General features: G+C 63.2%; 18 protein-coding genes. 11 read left to right on the top strand and 7 right to left on the bottom strand.

The features are described 5' to 3' along the window. Window positions 1-618: 618 nt before the first annotated feature. Entirely contained in the window at window positions 619-1,668 is a 1,050-nt protein-coding gene (locus tag HMPREF3145_RS07750) for a pseudouridine synthase (protein ID WP_141740840.1), read from the bottom strand. On the opposite strand from HMPREF3145_RS07750, the gene HMPREF3145_RS11855 reads away from it, so the two are divergent. From HMPREF3145_RS11855 to HMPREF3145_RS11850, 6 genes are all read left to right on the top strand, one after another. Next, window positions 1,604-1,750, top strand: a complete 147-nt coding sequence (locus HMPREF3145_RS11855) for a hypothetical protein (protein ID WP_167594476.1) — start codon at window positions 1,604-1,606, stop codon at window positions 1,748-1,750. The two genes, HMPREF3145_RS07750 and HMPREF3145_RS11855, sit on opposite strands and share 65 nt — an antisense overlap. A 62-nt stretch (window positions 1,751-1,812) precedes the next feature. Continuing rightward, on the top strand, window positions 1,813-2,718 hold the full coding sequence (locus tag HMPREF3145_RS07745) for a universal stress protein (RefSeq protein WP_070422661.1): 906 nt from the start codon (window positions 1,813-1,815) through the stop codon (window positions 2,716-2,718). 84 nt (window positions 2,719-2,802) lie between these two features. Continuing rightward, window positions 2,803-3,072, top strand: a complete 270-nt coding sequence (locus HMPREF3145_RS07740; protein WP_070422660.1) for a GlsB/YeaQ/YmgE family stress response membrane protein — start codon at window positions 2,803-2,805, stop codon at window positions 3,070-3,072. 115 nt (window positions 3,073-3,187) lie between these two features. Beyond that, the gene (locus HMPREF3145_RS07735) at window positions 3,188-3,817 is read left to right on the top strand and encodes a TetR/AcrR family transcriptional regulator (protein ID WP_070422659.1); all 630 of its coding nucleotides are present in this window, start codon (window positions 3,188-3,190) and stop codon (window positions 3,815-3,817) included. An 8-nt stretch (window positions 3,818-3,825) separates the two neighbouring features. Then, the gene (locus HMPREF3145_RS07730; protein WP_070422658.1) at window positions 3,826-4,599 is read left to right on the top strand and encodes a class E sortase; all 774 of its coding nucleotides are present in this window, start codon (window positions 3,826-3,828) and stop codon (window positions 4,597-4,599) included. A 3-nt stretch (window positions 4,600-4,602) separates the two neighbouring features. Continuing rightward, the gene (locus tag HMPREF3145_RS11850; RefSeq protein ID WP_167617510.1) at window positions 4,603-4,755 is read left to right on the top strand and encodes a hypothetical protein; all 153 of its coding nucleotides are present in this window, start codon (window positions 4,603-4,605) and stop codon (window positions 4,753-4,755) included. A 3-nt stretch (window positions 4,756-4,758) separates the two neighbouring features. Here HMPREF3145_RS11850 and HMPREF3145_RS11500 read toward each other — a convergent pair whose 3' ends face one another. Beyond that, complete coding sequence (locus HMPREF3145_RS11500; protein WP_083279462.1) at window positions 4,759-5,706, bottom strand: TIGR00730 family Rossman fold protein; 948 nt, start codon at window positions 5,704-5,706, stop codon at window positions 4,759-4,761. Next, window positions 5,706-6,257 (bottom strand): DUF2020 domain-containing protein, encoded by a 552-nt coding sequence (locus HMPREF3145_RS07720; protein ID WP_070422657.1) that lies wholly within the window; start codon window positions 6,255-6,257, stop codon window positions 5,706-5,708. The genes HMPREF3145_RS11500 and HMPREF3145_RS07720 overlap by 1 nt, the downstream gene beginning before the upstream one ends. Here HMPREF3145_RS07720 and HMPREF3145_RS07715 point away from each other — a divergent pair. Beyond that, entirely contained in the window at window positions 6,256-7,476 is a 1,221-nt protein-coding gene (locus tag HMPREF3145_RS07715; protein WP_070422671.1) for a sensor histidine kinase, read from the top strand. The two genes, HMPREF3145_RS07720 and HMPREF3145_RS07715, sit on opposite strands and share 2 nt — an antisense overlap. A 15-nt stretch (window positions 7,477-7,491) precedes the next feature. Further along, window positions 7,492-8,130: a LuxR C-terminal-related transcriptional regulator gene (locus HMPREF3145_RS07710; protein ID WP_070422656.1), complete on the top strand. Its 639-nt coding sequence runs from the start codon at window positions 7,492-7,494 to the stop codon at window positions 8,128-8,130. Here HMPREF3145_RS07710 and HMPREF3145_RS07705 read toward each other — a convergent pair whose 3' ends face one another. Beyond that, window positions 8,131-8,766 carry a DUF6474 family protein gene (locus HMPREF3145_RS07705; RefSeq protein WP_070422655.1) on the bottom strand — a complete coding sequence of 212 codons (636 nt, stop codon included), beginning with the start codon at window positions 8,764-8,766 and terminating at the stop codon, window positions 8,131-8,133. It lies immediately after the preceding gene. 91 nt (window positions 8,767-8,857) lie between these two features. On the opposite strand from HMPREF3145_RS07705, the gene HMPREF3145_RS07700 reads away from it, so the two are divergent. Further along, on the top strand, window positions 8,858-10,372 hold the full coding sequence (locus HMPREF3145_RS07700; RefSeq protein ID WP_246815482.1) for a TM0106 family RecB-like putative nuclease: 1,515 nt from the start codon (window positions 8,858-8,860) through the stop codon (window positions 10,370-10,372). A 6-nt stretch (window positions 10,373-10,378) separates the two neighbouring features. On the opposite strand, the gene HMPREF3145_RS07695 is transcribed toward HMPREF3145_RS07700, so the two are convergent. Further along, the gene (locus HMPREF3145_RS07695; protein ID WP_083279460.1) at window positions 10,379-11,512 is read right to left on the bottom strand and encodes an MFS transporter; all 1,134 of its coding nucleotides are present in this window, start codon (window positions 11,510-11,512) and stop codon (window positions 10,379-10,381) included. A gap of 238 nt (window positions 11,513-11,750) precedes the next feature. Beyond that, window positions 11,751-12,353, bottom strand: a complete 603-nt coding sequence (locus HMPREF3145_RS07690; RefSeq protein ID WP_070422653.1) for a superoxide dismutase — start codon at window positions 12,351-12,353, stop codon at window positions 11,751-11,753. Between the two features lie 89 nt (window positions 12,354-12,442). Here HMPREF3145_RS07690 and msrA point away from each other — a divergent pair, with 89 nt between their 5' ends. Next, window positions 12,443-13,084 (top strand): peptide-methionine (S)-S-oxide reductase MsrA, encoded by a 642-nt coding sequence (gene msrA, locus HMPREF3145_RS07685; protein ID WP_070422652.1) that lies wholly within the window; start codon window positions 12,443-12,445, stop codon window positions 13,082-13,084. Here msrA and HMPREF3145_RS07680 read toward each other — a convergent pair. After that, entirely contained in the window at window positions 13,081-15,006 is a 1,926-nt protein-coding gene (locus HMPREF3145_RS07680; RefSeq protein WP_246817550.1) for an alpha/beta-hydrolase family protein, read from the bottom strand. The two genes, msrA and HMPREF3145_RS07680, sit on opposite strands and share 4 nt — an antisense overlap. Window positions 15,007-15,070: 64 nt before the next feature. Between HMPREF3145_RS07680 and HMPREF3145_RS07675 the strand changes: the two genes are divergently transcribed. Continuing rightward, window positions 15,071-15,826, top strand: a complete 756-nt coding sequence (locus HMPREF3145_RS07675; protein ID WP_070422651.1) for a glycerophosphodiester phosphodiesterase family protein — start codon at window positions 15,071-15,073, stop codon at window positions 15,824-15,826. Window positions 15,827-15,852: the final 26 nt, after the last annotated feature.

Below are 15,852 nucleotides of genomic sequence, written 5' to 3'. Positions count from 1 at the left end.
ACTTCACACACAAACACCCGTAGACGAAACCACCCAGTTTCATCTACGGGTGTTTTTTCACATTCCCATCCCTCTACATTTCGTTGGTGACCACCAACTTGTCCGCAATGCGGAGTCGGAATGTCTGCAATGCGGAATCAACGACAAAACCGGCGTCACTATCCCACTGCATAGTCAACGGCTGGGTTCCCAACCGCCCGTGACCTGGCTGAGGCAACAGAATCGTTGGTGTCCACCAGGTTGTCCGCAACGCGAAGTGAGAATCGGAATGAGGCTCACTATGCCACTGCATAGTTGGTGTCCACCCACTTGTCCGCAATGCAGAGTAAGGAGGGGATCGGGCATGACTATGCCGCTGCATAGTTAATGGGTACACCCCCACTAGTCCGCAATGCGGAGCCAAGCGGTTTCCACCCGCCCGTAGATACTTCATGTCTGGCGCGAACAGCTATCGATGCAAAATGATGCCTCATCGGCTGCAGGGTTTTACACTCCGCCCAGGTCAGCGAAAGGTGTGATGTGCAGTTTTGCATTCGGGGTTCCGGTAAGTCAGAAATGGTCCCGACAGATTGTGACAGCCGGACTGGCCAACGAAGGAGCTGTCAGGCCTTCCCGCCTCTAATTCAGCGCGAAGGAGCGATCTTCGCCGGTCAATGGATCTACAAACCCTAAGCGGATGCAACGTAACCGCATGGGGCGGGAGAAGTCTTCGGCGTCGGCGGGGAGTAGGACTGGGTAGATGGTGTCGCCAAGGATGGGGGCGGCTTCGGTCATCATTTGCAGCCGCAGTTGGTGGGTGCGGCCGGTCGTTGGGTGGAGGACGTAGCGTGCCAGAGGAACGGTAACGCCATAGAGCGACTGCAACTCCTGCTCCTGCTCGGCAGGCAGCCGAGTAACGGAAGCTACCTCGGTGTGGGAGTTCGGCTCCTCACCCACGAGTACAGAACCAGCGGCTTCGCCAGCAACCTTGACCAGGTGGTGGGACCAGTCTGCAGGTACGGACAGTGCAACATACGGTGCGATCGCCTCGTACATCTTGTCCACCTCCCGGCGGGCAAAAAGTTCCTGGTAGGCGCCACGGACTTCGCGGCGTTTGGTCAACAGCAACAAACCAGAAGTGCCGCGGTCCAACCTGTGAGCGGGGGTGAGTTCTTCGTTCCCGGTGGCGCGACGGAGACGCACGGTGGCGGTTTCGGTGATGTGGGAGGCACGCGGCATCGTCGCCAGGAATGGTGGCTTGTCCACGACGAGGATGTTGTCGTCTTCGAAGACTGGAACGATGTCGTAGGGGACGGCGGTTTCGGGGGCGGGACGTCGGTAGAAGAAGACGTCGGTGCCCGGGGCCAGCCAGTCCTCGGGAGAGATTGGGGTGGTGTCGCGGTGAACGACGAGGGAGTCGTCGAAACGCTGTTGTACTGCGGAAAAGTTGTCTTCGGGGTGGCGGTGGCGCTGAGTGGAGACGAGGTGCCAGATGAAGTCGATGGCGCGGATGCCGTCGCCTTCGGGGACGCGGGCGCGGGATGCGCCGAGGCCGCCGCGGGGTGGCAGCGGCATTGCTGGTGGACCCTTCTTTCTCGCCATAGTGTGTAGTAGATTAGCCCGCATGGATCTTGGAGCATTGGTTGAGCCATTGATGGGCTTCTTTTCGCAGGGCATTGGTAAGGCGATCGCGGACGCGTTGACCCTGATTTACAACTTGCTGTATCCGGCGAATGCGCCGGCAGCAACCCCGGTGGAGATTCCCCGCTAACTTGCGCTTGCGCGACTAGAATGTGGGTATAACCAGCTGTCTAGCTCAGAAAGGCTGAGATAATGACCCAGGAAGAGACCCGCGAAGACATCGTCGTTGTTGCTGTCGATGGCAGCCCCGCTTCAGATAATGCGGTGCGTTGGGCGGCGAATACGGCGATGAAGCGTGGTATTCCGCTGCGTTTGGCTGCGAGCTACACCATGCCGCAGTTCCTGTACGCGGAGGGCATGGTTCCGCCGGCGGAGATTTTCGACGAACTCCAGCGCGAGACGATGCAGTCCGTGGATCGTGCCCGCGATATCGCACTTGAAGTGGCGCCGGACCTGCACATTGGCCACGCGGTGGCTGAGGGTTCTCCGATTGACATGCTGCTGCGTATGTCGAATGAGTCCACGATGATCGTGATGGGCTCCCGTGGTCTGGGTGGCCTGTCTGGCATGGTGCTGGGCTCCGTTTCTGGTGCTGTGGTGTCGCACGCGAACTGCCCGGTTGTGGTGGTGCGCGAGGATAGCGCGGTGACCGAGGAGAACAAGTACGGCCCGGTTGTGGTCGGTGTGGATGGCTCCGAGGTTTCGCAGCGCGCAACTGAAGTTGCCTTCGAGGAGGCGGCGGCGCGTGGTGCCGAGCTGGTTGCGGTGCACACTTGGGTGGATACGCACATCCAGGGCCCTGGTGCTGGATACGCGGTGGCTGAGGATCACTGGGAAGCTGTGAAGCAGGATAAGCAGCAGCTTCTCGACGAGTTGTTGGCCGAACTGATCGAGAAGTACCCGGATGTCCAGGTGAAGAAGGTTATTGCACGTGACCGTCCGGTGCGCGCACTGACCAACGCGGCAGAGAACGCCCAGTTGCTGGTGACCGGTTCGCACGGCCGTGGCGGCTTCAAGGGCATGCTGCTTGGCTCCACTTCGCGTGCGCTGCTGCAGTCGGCGCCGTGCCCGATGATGGTGGTCCGTCCGGAGGAGTAATAGATTCGTTACCCAAAAGTCCGAAAAACGAGGGACAATGGTAGGGGTAACTGACAAAATCTATTTAAAAGGACGGATTCCAACATGACTCCAACACTTGGTTTTATCGGCTGGATTATTATCGGCGGCCTTGCTGGCTGGATCGCATCCAAGATGCAGAACCGTGACGCACAGATGGGCATCGGCCTGAACATTCTGGTCGGTGTTATCGGTGGTTTCATCGGTGGCTGGCTGCTTGGCCTGCTCGGCTTTGATGTGGAAGGCGGTGGACGCTTCTTTAGTTTCTTGACCTGCCTGATCGGTGCGGTGATTCTGCTGTGGATTGTGAATAAGGTGACAGGTAGTCGTCGATAAGCAATCTGCTTTGAGCCCCCGGAGTGAGCTGCTCCGGGGGCTTTTCGCTGGAATAGACGAACCGTTTTGTCTATATTGAGATGGTCCTGTTTTAGGCGCGCGAAAGGAGTTCCTATTGGCCGCCGCCACGAGTAAGAAGAAGGCGCCTGCGCGCCGCCGCGATCGTCCGAGTCCTCGGCAGCGTCTGCTGGATGCCGCGACGAAGCTGTTTACAGAAGAAGGTATCCGCGTCATCGGCATCGACCGCATTTTGCGTGAGGCGGATGTGGCGAAGGCGTCGTTGTACTCGCTGCTGGGGTCGAAGGACAACTTGGTTGTTGCGTACCTGGAGGAGCTCGACGAGCAGTACCGTTCACGTTGGGGTGAGCGTGCGGCGAAGGCGCCGGATGCGGATTCGAAGATCCTCGCCTTGTTCGATATGGCGATCGAGGAGGAGCCCCAGAAGGAGTTCCGTGGCTCGCCGTTCCTCAACGCTGCGGCCGAGTACCCGCGCCCGGAGACGGAATCCGAGGAGCGGATTGTGGAGACCTGCAGGAATCACCGCCTGTGGATGCATTCCACGATCACGGAGTTGCTCAATGAGAAGAATGGCTACGATTCGTCCTCGTTGACGGATGAGCTGCTGATCTTTTTGGAGGGTGGGCTTGCTGGTGCGCGCATTTTGCGTGATAGCGCACCGCTGCACACCGCGAAGGCTCTGGCTAAGTCCAAGCTGGGTGCGCCACCGCCGGATTACTCCATTTAGGTAGGGCTGTGAAGAATCGGATTAGCTTCTCGCAGGTGATTGGCGAGGTCCTGCTGACGGTTGGTGTGTTGCTGTTGCTGTTCGCGTTTTATGAGTCCTATTGGACCAATTTGGCGTCGGCGAAGATGCAGGACGATGTGCAGACGAGGCTTGAGGAGCAGTGGGTGAACCCTCGTCAGGCAAAGCAGGCTGAGTTGGGGGACGCGCTTGCGAAGATGTATATCCCGGCGTTTGGGCAGGACTACCAGTTCGCCATCGTCGAGGGCGTGCAGGAGGCGCAGTTGCTCACGGGTCCGGGGCACTACCCGGATACGCAGTTCCCGGGCCAAGATGGCAACTTCGCGGTTGCCGGTCACCGTGTGGGCAAGGGTGCGCCGTTTAACGACCTTGGCGCACTGAAGGCGTGCGACGCGATTGTGGTGGAGACGCAGCGCGAATGGGTGACGTACCGGGTGATGCCGTTGTCGCCGGATCCGGCGGCTCGTCACGCGGAGGGCGCCGGATGCTTGCCGGAGCAGATGAATGAGCGCATCGCGTCGGGCGATTACCAGCACGTGCTTGGCCGGGAGATAACGCTGCCGGGCAACATTGAGGTGGTCAACCCGATGCCGGGGTCGAAGTCCACGAAGGTGGAGCCCGGCATGGAGGGCTTGATTACATTGACCACGTGTCACCCACAGTTCTCTAACGCGGAGCGCATGATCATTCACGCGGTGCGCACGGAAGTGACGCCGAAGGACCAGGCGGGCGCGCTCCCGCCGGCGATGACGGAGGTGGATTAGCCCATGTATGCAGCGTTGTGGCGTAAACTGCCCGGCCCGCCGGTGGTGAAGTGGCTGCTCACCGCCGTCATTTTGGTGTTGCTGTTCCTCCTGCTCATGGAGGTTATTTACCCATGGGTGTCGGCGCAGATGCCGTATAACGACGTCGCGGTGTAGCCCTTAGAGCCAACGCGGTACCGGTGGGTGCCAGGCGCGCAGTGCTGCGATGAGTTCGTCGGGGTCGTCGGCGACGATGAGGTGTGCCCGGTCGGTGGCGCGCACAAAGCCGTGGGCGACCATGTGGTCCACCATGGCGATGAAGGGGGCCCAGAAGTCGCGGCCGAGCAGCCCGATGGGTTTGCGGTGGAGGCCGAGTTGTTGGTTGGTCCATTCGTCGAAAAGTTCGTCGAGGGTGCCGGCGCCGCCGGGAAGGGCCACGATGGCGTCGGAAAGTTCGCTCATGCGTGCTTTGCGCTCGGCGAGGGTGTCCACCATTTCGAGGCGCTCGAGCCCGTCGTACTGGATCTCGTATTGCGCCAGGTGGTGTGTGAGGACGCCAATGCTTTTCGACGACCCCCTCGCCACCTCACCCATCAACCCGAGCTTGGATCCGCCGTAGACCAGAGTGATGTCGTGGCGGGCCAGTGCCTCGCCGAAACTGCGGGCGAGCGTGGCGTTGTTCGGGTCGGTGCCCTCGCGGGCGCCGGCGAACACGGCGATGGCGTTGATGTTCGCGGGGGTTAGCGCGGGAAAGATTTGGGTGCGCAGCAGGGGCGCGATTTCAAAGTCGGCGTGGTCGGTGGGGTCGATCCAGGTGGCTTCGGCGATCTCGGCGGCGGGGGCCGGGTCGGCGGGCAGGCCGGGGTGGAGGAACACAGTGGAGGTCACGCTGTGGCCGGGCTCGTTGGAGGCCTCGGCGGTAAACGTGCCCAGGTAGCTCAAGTGTTCGGGGTCGACGTCGATGCCGATTTCTTCGCGGGTTTCGCGCATTGCGGTTTGCAGGCGAGTCTCGCCGCCTTCCGGCTTGCCTCCGGGGAGTTGGAAGCGCGGGCTGGAGTGTTTGCGTACGCACAGGACACGCCCGGTGCTGTCGGTGAATACGATGGCGGCGACGTTGATGGTGTTCATTACAGCCCTAGGTTAGTGATTGCTTCGGTGGCGACCGCTTCGGCTTTGACCGACTCATCCTGGTTAGTAAACACCGTCACGGCCACGTTGCCTTTGGCCACGGAGTATGCGGCGCCGATGCGGTTGGGGACGTCCCCGCCGCCGTGGCGGCCGCCGTCCCAGCCTGCGGGGTGGTCGGCGGGTTGGGTGAGGTCCACTGGGGTGGCCCAGTCCACCACCGCCATGGCCTGTTCGGGGGAGTCCATGTGGCGCACGATCACGGTCAGTTGGGGTTCTTCGGGGTAGGACCAGAACTGGCAGGCTGGGGTGTCGAAGCGGGTGTCGGTGCCCACCCCGGTGACGCGCTGGCCGTTGGTGCGCGCTACCCACTCGGTGTCCAGGTAGGGGCATTCCTGCCACCCGTCGCGTGCGGTTTCCGGCAGTGCTTCGACGGGCAGGCCGGAATCGGGGGCGGGTGCGGGTTCGGGGGTGGGGTTGTCGTCGTTAAGCGATTGCTCCCCGCAACCGGCGAGGGCGAGCACGAGCAGCACGATGGGTAATCTCGAACGCATGAGCTCCAGATTAGTGCTGCTGGAGCAGCACCCCGGAAAACGTACCGAAAACAGCGCGCTTGATTCCGGCATCACCATTTTGGCCGTGTGCCTGATGGTGGTGTCGCTGGGCGCGCTGGCGCGGATGCCGCTGAACGAGGCGCTGCTGCACATTTTGCTCACCGCCGGGTTCGCGTTTCTGCTGTTCTACGGCATGGTGGAGATGTACCGGTGGGGCAAATGGGGTCGCATCGTGTGGGCGTTTAGCGCGACTGCGTTGTGGGTGGCGGATACGACGGTGTCGCCGGTGGCAGTGTACTGGGTGTTTGTGCTGTTCTTCGTGTACCTGCGGGCGATGCGCGGCTGGCTCGGCTACGCCTGGGTGGTGGTGGGGCTGGCGATCAGTATCGCGGTGCAGATCCCGGCGGGGCTCACGCTCGGCGGGGTGATGGGGCCGGCGCTGTCGGCGGTGGTGGTGATGGCGATTGATTGGGCGTTTTTCACCATCAATAAGGTCAGCCAAGAGCGCCAGCAGCTTATCGACGAACTCCTGGCCACCCGCGACCTTCTCGCCGAAACTGAGCGCGCCGCCGGTGTAGCGCAGGAACGCGAACGATTGGCTCACGAGATTCACGACACGGTGGCGCAGAACCTGTCCTCCATTCAGATGCTGCTGCACTCCGCCGAGCGCGACATCCAAGCGTTGGGTGTGGACGCGACGCAGCCGTTGCGCAAGATGGAAACTGCGCGGCGGGCGGCGTCGAACAACCTGGCAGAAACGCGGGCGATGATTGCGGCGTTGGCGCCGGCGCCGTTGACGGAGTCGTCGTTACGTGAAGCGCTCGAGCGGGTCGCGGGTGACTTTGCCGCGGCAGGCGAGTTGGACATTGAGGTGGAGACAGACGGCGAGGCCATCCAGCTGCCCATGCGCGTGGAGGCCGGCCTGCTGCGTATCGCGCAGGGGGCGGTGTCCAACGTGGTCAACCACGCCGAGGCCACCCGTACCCGCATCACGCTGACGTATGCGCCGGACGAGGTGCGCCTGGACGTGGTGGACAACGGACGCGGCTTCGACGTGGATGCTCAGGAACTCAAACCCAGCGGGTTGGGGCATCTGGGGCTGGACGCGATGCGTTCACGTGCGGCAGAACTGGGCGGAAAGTTGGACATTGAGTCCGCGCCGGGCGGGCCTACGGCCCTTTCTGTCGCCGTGCCGGTTAATATCAACCAAAAGACGTAAACGAGGAGGTCCCCGGTGATTAGAGTCCTGCTGGCAGACGACCACGAGATCGTTCGCCTCGGCCTGCGTGCCGTGCTCGAAGAAGCGGACGACATCGAGGTCGTGGCAGAAGTTGCCACCGCGGAAGGCGCGATCGCCGCAGCGCAAGCCGGCGGCATTGACGTGGTGTTGATGGACCTGCGCTTCGGCGCCGGCGCGGAAGGCCAGCGTGTGACCACGGGTGCGCAGGCGACGGCGGAGATCCGTTCCCGGATGTCCAACCCGCCGAAGGTGCTGGTGGTGACCAACTACGACACGGATGCGGACATCCTCGGTGCGATTGAGGCCGGTGCGGTGGGCTACCTGCTGAAGGACGCCCCGCCAGAAGAGCTGGTCGCGGCGGTGCGCTCGACTGCCCGCGGTGATGCCACGATGTCGCCGGTGGTGCGCGACCGTTTGGAAACGCGCGAGCGTACGCCACGTTCGTCGCTGACGCCGCGCGAGCTGGAGGTGCTGCAACTAGTGGCTGCTGGCTCGTCGAACCGCGAGATCGGCCACGAACTCATGCTGTCTGAGGCCACCGTGAAGTCCCACCTTGTCCACATTTACGACAAGTTGGGTGTGCGCTCGCGCACCTCGGCCGTGGCGTCGGCGCGCGAGCAGGGAGTGCTCTAACTAGCGGGAGAGGCGCTCCTGGACATCGCCGGCGAGGACGTTGAGGTCCTCGTCGATGGAGTTGTGGGCCAGGCGGCGCTGCTCCGGGTTGGCGTGTTCGGCGTTGCGGACGGCCTGCTCGAGCTCGTCGAGACGCACGCTCGCGTCACGCTTGAAGCTCTCGGTCAACTCGCCGGAGCCGGACACGCTTGCGCGGATCGCCTCGATGCGGGCCTTGAGCTCGGCGCCGCGGCCGGAGTGGCGCGCCAGATCACCTGCGGACAGGCCGAGGCCTGCTGCGTTGGCGTTCACCTGGTTCTGCTGCAGGGAGGTCAGCGCCTTGTAGATCAGCGGCAGCGCGATGGGGATGAGGACGCGGGCGGCGCCGGTCCACTGCTGGGCCTTCTTCTTGGTAATGCCGGCTTCCTCGATGCGCTTCAGGTGAGCCTTAGCCAGGTCCTTTTCGTGCTTACGCTTGCGCTTCAGGCCCTTCTTCTCTTCCTTCAGCAGACGCTTTTCTGCCTTGTCCAGCAGTTCGGCGGTGCGCTTGTCGGCCTTCGCCTGATCCTTGGCCAGTTGGCGTGCGTGCACCTCAGCGGCCTTAATTTCGGCCTTGACGTTGCGGCGTGCTTTGCGGATGATGCCCAGGACACCCATGGTCGGTACTCCTTGCGTTTTCGTTTGCGTTAACTCCAAACAACTGTACCTGTCGGTCCGGCAACGCTGCCCGGGTATCGTGGCAGGCATTGTGAAACCTCCCACCGTGGGCGGGACTGCCCAACCAGCGCAGCCGGTGCGGGCATCCGATCTTGTCGGGTGCCGCTACCGGCTGCGTCAGCGACGCGCGCACCCGGATACGCCTGAGTTGCCGGATGCGCTGCTGCGCCAACCGCAGATTGATGCGGGTCGTGCTGCTGTGTTCGATGCGTTGCCGGTGAAGCGGGCGGTTGGGGATGGCCGTGGAAAGGCGTTTACGCGCATTGATATCGATCCGGGTGCGGGGGTGGATGCGCGGGTCGTCGATACGCGGTTGGCGCTGAAGCGGCGCGCACACCTGATCACTAACGCGGCGCTCGAAGGCGAGATCGATGGGGCGCCTGCACTCGCGGAGGTTGACATCCTCGTGCGCACCGACCGCGGGTACGCGCCGGTAATCATCTCGAACCACCGGGTAGCGCGGGAGCATCCGACGAACGAGATGTTGATGGTGCCCACCGCCAGGCTCGGGTTGGGGCGCGCGATGACGGTGAAGGCGAAGGGCCGCCACCACACGGTGGACGGGTACCGCCTGGCCATGGCGCATGTCCTGCTGGGCACGCTTGCGGATGGTCGCGGCGGAGCGGTTGGGCAGGATCGGGCGCGCGTGTACGTCGTCGACCCCGCCCGCTACGTCCCGCAGTTGCGTGAGGCGCTCGCCGTGGAGATCCCAGACGAGCCGAAGCGGATGAAGCAGTGCGCATCCTGCCGATTCTGGCCGCTGTGCAAGCCGCGCCTGGAGGAACTCGATGACATTTCGCTGCTCCTGCCGGGCGGCCGCGGGGACGTGTGGCGCGAGGAAGGGATCACCACGGTGCAGTCGCTTATCGACGACGGCCCCGCCGAACCCGCAGCCATCGCCCGCGCCTGGCGCGCCGGTATCCCGGTGCTGCGGCGTGAGAAGTTAGCGCCGGTGCCGCGCGCCGACGTGGAGATCGACATCGACATGGAGGCCTACCTCGACCAGGGCGCCTACTTGTGGGGCGCGTACGACGGCGAGGAGTACCGCGCGTTTGTCACCTGGGAAGACGTTGGTGGTGCGGCCGAGGAGGCGAACTTCAACGCGTTCTGGTCGTGGCTGATGCAGCGGCGTCGCGACGCGCGCGAGGCCGGCCAGACCTTCCGCGCTTACTGTTATGCGGCGGGTGGGGAGAACCACTGGCTGCGGTCGTCGGCACGCAGGTTTGCCTCGGTGGACGAGGCGGAGGTTGCGGAGTTCATCGCGTCTGAGGATTGGGTCGACGTGTTCGCCCTGGTGCGACGTTCGCTCGTCGGCACGGATGGGCTCGGCCTGAAAGTACTCGGGCCTGTGGTCGGCTTCGCGTGGGAAGACGACGACGTGGATGGGGAACGCTCCGTGGCACTGCGCCGCGCGGGCAGGCTTGGCGATATCGACGCGCGCGACATGCTCATCCGCTACAACGAAGACGACTGCCTGGCCACCCGTGCCGTGCGCGACTTCCTCGACGCCGGCGCGCCGGGCGTGCCACGATTGGGCGAGGTTTAGCGGGGTTTAGCGGGGCTCCGCCTTCCACAGCGCCGCACCCGTGGCCACGAGGGCAGCAAGTAGCCCAGCGAGCACACCGACGAAACCTGCCCACGGCAACGCCTCGTACGCACGCCCGGTGGCCGCGCCCAAGATCGACGAGCCCATGTAGTAGCAGAACACGTACATACTGGAGGCCTCCGCACGGTCGCGCTCAGCGATGAGCCCAACCCAACCGGACGCCGTGGAGTGCAGCGCGAAGAAGCTGGCGGTGAACACCAACAGGCCAATCAGCGTGACCCACAGCGATCCGCTGGCTGCGGCAAGCGCACCGAGGAGCATGAGTATCGACGATGCCAGCACCACCACCCCGTGCCCGTGGCGCTTCAGCAGCACTCCGGCACGCGCGCTCGACCAGGTGCCGGACAGGTACACCACGTACACCAGGCCGGACAGTGCGGCGGGCAGACCGAAGTCCAGCACCGCGCGGAAGCCGAAGAAGTTGTACATGGAGACGAACACGCCCATGGCCACGAACGCGGTGGCGTAGAGCACCAGCAGCCGGGGGTTGCGAAGGTGGCGGGCCATCGCGCGAATTTCCGCGCTCGGCCGGATGGAGAGTTTTGGTACGAAATTGCGCTGCTCCGGAAGCAGCCACACGGCAATCACTGCCAGCAGGAAGGCAACGAGGCCGCTGCCTAACAGCGCCCACCGCCAGGAGGTGACCTCCAAAAGCCCTGCCGGGATGAGGCGACCGGTGAGCCCGCCGATGCTGTTGCCGGCGATGTAGAGCCCCATCGCGCCGGGTAAGTCCCGCTGGTCGAGTTCTTCGGACAACCACGTCATGGCCACCGCCGGGGTGCCGGCGATCATCGCGCCCTGGAGGGCGCGCATGGCGATGAGTTGCTCGGCGTTTTGGGCGATGGGCAGGAGCAATCCGATGCCGGTGGCGGCCAGTGCGGAGATGACCAGGACGCGTCCGCGCCCGTACTTTTCCGAGAGGATCGACGCCGGCACCACGCACAGCGCAAGGGCGCCGGTGGCGGCGGAGACCGTCAGTGCGGCGGTGGAGGGCGTGATGTCCAACTCGGTGGTGAGCGTGGGCAGCAGGGCCTGGGTTGCGTAGAGGGTGTTGAAGATGGCGAGGCCGAACGCCAGCATCGCTAGCGTTGCTTTGCGGTATTCAGGACTGCCTTTTCTCACCCTGCCTATGTTACGAAACTTCTCGCGGGGGAATTACGCAACAAAAACTTTGCGAAAATACTTGCAGTTAAGGCGACCCTAACTTAGACTGCTTCTTGAGTTCATGCGGACTCGACGTATCACAGGGAAAACAACAAGCGCCCGCCACCTCCGAAAGGAAGTGGCGGGCGTTTGTATTAGCTGGGTTGCTGCAGGTTTATGCAGAAGCCTTTGCGTAGCGCTCGTTGACGTCATCCCAGTTGACAACGTTCCACCAAGCCTCAACGTAGTCAGCCTTGACGTTCTTGTACTGCAGGTAGAAAGCGTGCTCCCACATATCGAGCATCAGGACCGGGGTGAAGTCCACGGAGATGTTGCCCTGCTGGTCGGTCATCTGCTGGATGATCAGACGGCCAGCGATGTGGTCGTAACCAAGCACTGCCCAGCCGGAGCCCTGCAGGCCGTTAGCCACGGCAGCGAACTGCTTCTTAAAGCCCTCGAAGGAGCCGAAGTCGCGGTCGATAGCCTCGGCGATTGCGCCGGTCGGGTTGCCACCAGCGTTCGGTGCCATGTTCTTCCAGAAGATGGAGTGGTTCGTGTGTCCACCGAGGTTGAACGCAAGGTTCTTGGTCAGTGCGCGAATCTTGTCGGCGTTTGCGTCGCCGTTGCGCTCTGCCTCAAGAGCCTCGAGTGCAGTGTTTGCGCCGTTGACGTAGTTAGCGTGGTGCTTGTCATGGTGCAGCTGCATAATCTCTGCGGAGATGTGCGGCTCAAGTGCGTCGTATGCGTACGGGAGATCAGGAAGCACGTAAACAGCCATGATGGTTTCCTTTCGTTTGATTTCGTGTACGGCAACCATCGTAGAGAAAATTTGGGAACAGTGTTGTGCCCAAACTCGTTACAGCAGATATGGGATTTCTTTTCGCACCTGAGCCAAAGCTTGTCGACGACACCACGGCCCTCCCCGGCCGCCCCGAACCCGTCCTTGCCAACCCCCGCCCGCACGCCGTGCTGACCACCCCGATTACCGGCCCGTGGCGTGAGGGGCAGAAGCGCATCCTCATCGGGATTGGCTGCTTCTGGGGTGCGGAGAAGATGTTCTGGCAGCTCGACGGTGTTGAATCGACCTCGGTCGGCTACGGCGGCGGCATTACCCCGAACCCCACCTACCGCGAAGTCTGCTCCGGCCAGACCAACCACGTGGAGTTGGTGGAGGTGGTCTACGACCCGGAGGTGATCTCGCTGAAGGAGATCGTTAAGACTGCACTCGAGGCGCATGACCCAACCCAGGGCTACCGCCAAGGCAACGACGTGGGCACCCAGTACCGCTCCGCCTTCTACACCGACACCGAGGAAGAGGCCGAGCAGATCCGCGAGTGGATCCGCCAGTACGAGGCGGACCTGAACAGCGCTGGCTACGGCGACATCACCACCGAAGTGCACGCCGGCGCGCCGTACTACCTCGCTGAGGAGGAGCACCAGCAGTACCTGCACAAGGTGCCCAACGGCTACTGCCCGCACCACTCCACCGGGGTGGCCTGCGGTATCTAGTAGCCGTGCTTGGAGGGAAACCCTCCGACGGGGCGGCGCAGTTTGGTGGCGTCGTTGTGGATCCAAGCTGCTGCGCGCTTGATTTCGTCCTTGGTCAGCGAGGCGTCTGAATCTTCGCCTGCATCCTCGCCGTGGATGACGCCGTTCCAATACGCCACGGTTTCCTCGTGGTAGTTGTGCCCGTGGGGTGACGGGTAGTCCTTGGAGGACAACTGGTCGATGGCAATCTGCCAGTAGGTGACCAACGGCATCCACCGCATCGTGTGCAGCGCATCCAAGTGCTGCGCCTTCGGTGCCGGAACCCCGCGCGAGCCCGGCTCCTTCAGCCAGTCCGGCCGGCGCCACGCCAGGCTGTGGTCCCACCACACCACCGGGTCAGAGGCGTGCTGGGCGAACACGACGCGCGGGGCCTCCCACTTCTGCGCGTAGGCGTCGCCTTGGAAGTCGTGGTTGAGGTGGTCGGGGTGGGCGGTGAAGCGGACGTGGAGACCGTCGTCGATAAGCGGAAGGCGCTCCGGAGAACCTTTTTGGCGCTGCTTAGTTAGCTCTCTGTGGTTGCGGGCGAAGCCGGGCGTGCCGGTGAACACGGCGCCAGAGGTGAGCTCGAAGAGTTCGTCGATGGACTCGAACGCGTCGGACACCCCGTAGGCGCCGAGCGATTCGCCGCCGAGGAAGAGCTTCGGGCGGGAGGATTCTGGGATGTTTTCCAGTTCGCGCAGGATGTACTCGATCAACATGCGCGAGGAGCGCACCGGGTTCGTGCGGTCCGCAAGATACGAATACGCCGAGGGCAGATACGAGTACTGCATAGCGACGATCGCACTATCGCCGCCGGTGACAAACTCGAACCCTGACGTGTGGAAGTCGTTGATCCAGCCCGTGCCGGCTGCCGACATCACCGCAATGTGGGAGCGCTCAAACGCGCCGGTGCGATGCATCTCCTTAATAGCCAGGCGCGCCATCTGCTCAAAGTCCGGCTCGTCCTGCTCACGCTCCAGATCCAGGCCGACGAAGATCCGGATCGGCTCCTGTGCCTCCCGACCAAGGACACGTTCAATGTCCTCCTTTCGCGGGCCACCGGAAACCACCGCGCGGCCCTGACGACCCATGAGGTTCCAATCCACCGAAGACTCCGGCGAACCCGAACGCTGCGGGCGATGCGGTTGCACCGCGCCTCGCATGTACTCACGGTCTAGCTCAAAGGCACGCCGGCTCGCATTGGAGAGGAACTGGCGCAACACCACCCGGTCGCTTACCAACACCAGCAACACACCACCGCCCACGATGGCGATTGGCCACGACGCCACCGGCGGCAACTTCTTGCCCAGCAGCTCGTTGAGCGCGTCGATGAAGGACTGGATCGCATCGCCGACCAGCAACACCGTGCCGTATCCGAGCGTGCCCAGCATCACGCCGCCCGCGAGGTCAGAAGCCCGGAACGTGTCGTCGCTTTGCACCAGGCGCTTCAGCCGTATGCGCCGACGGATCGAGGTGGCGAACACCGCAACCGTGGTCGCAGTCATCGCAACACGCGCCGGGCGGGGCAAACGGCCGGTCCCGGTTGGTGGGGTCGTCGGCCCGAACGCGCGCGCAAGGCCCGTCGCAACCCCGTGGCCGATGCCCTGGAGTACCGCCACGTTCGCCGCCGTTGCCCACCAGTTGTGCGGCAGCAACGACGGAGACACCGCACCCCACGTGGCAACCTCCGCGCCGACCAAACCAGAGCGAAACGCGGGCGGCAGGCGGTGCGGGCCAAGCAGGCGGATCGCGGGGGAGAGGTCCCCCAACACCTGCACCGCGCCGATCGGTACCGCCAGCCAGCCGTCGCGGCTAAACGAGAACCGTTGGCGCGCACGCCATACCGCGTTGGGCAGTTTTGCGGTGATGTTGCGGATGGCGTTGCGGGTGTCGTCGATAAGCACGCTCGCTATTGTCCCAAACTTCTTACACTCGCGGGCGGGCGCAAGGGCGAGTAGCCTGTGGGCCGTGAGCCACAACACCGCACCAAAAATCGTCGCCCACCGGGGATTTTCCGGATCCTACCCAGAACTCACACAACGCGCGTTTGAAAAGGCGCTCGAACTTCCCATCCACGGCATCGAATGCGATGTACGGCTCACCCGTGACGGGCGAGTTGTCGTCTTCCACGACCCCACGCTGATCCGCACCGCGGGCGTGCGGGGGCGCATCGACTTCAACGACTACAACGACCTGCGTGAACTGAACGTGGGCACCAAAGAAGACCCGCAGCGCATCATGCTGTTGGAAGAACTGCTCGAACTCATGCAGGACTACCCCGACAAACACATCTACATAGAGACCAAACACCCCACCCCGCACGGGCCTGAGGTGGACGAACAGACCTTCCGCATGCTCAGGTACGCGCGTCTCGACGACTCGCCGAACATCCACCTCGCATCCTTCTCCCACCGCGCGGTGCGCTACTTCACCGACATGGCGCCCGAACTGGAAACCTTCTACCTGTTCCGCCTGCGCGAGATGAAGTGGAACAAAAAGAACCGCATGTTCTCCCGCCCCTACGGTGTGGGCCCTGCGCTGCAGCACCTGCAACTGCGCACTGAGCTGCTGGGATACCGCGGTTTGAAGACGTACACCTGGACCGTAAACACGCCTCGCGGTATGCAGTGGTGCGCTGACAAGGGCGTGGATGTGATGGCAACGGACCTTCCCGATCTTGCCCTGGAGATCTTTGGCAACCACACCGCTGTTGTGTCTGACTAGCTTGTTGCCCGCCGGTGTCGTGCGCG

The organism is Corynebacterium sp. HMSC05C01 (genome assembly GCF_001807155.1).
Lineage (GTDB): Bacteria > Actinomycetota > Actinomycetes > Mycobacteriales > Mycobacteriaceae > Corynebacterium > Corynebacterium coyleae.
This window is presented reverse-complemented; position numbering and strand designations above follow the sequence as displayed.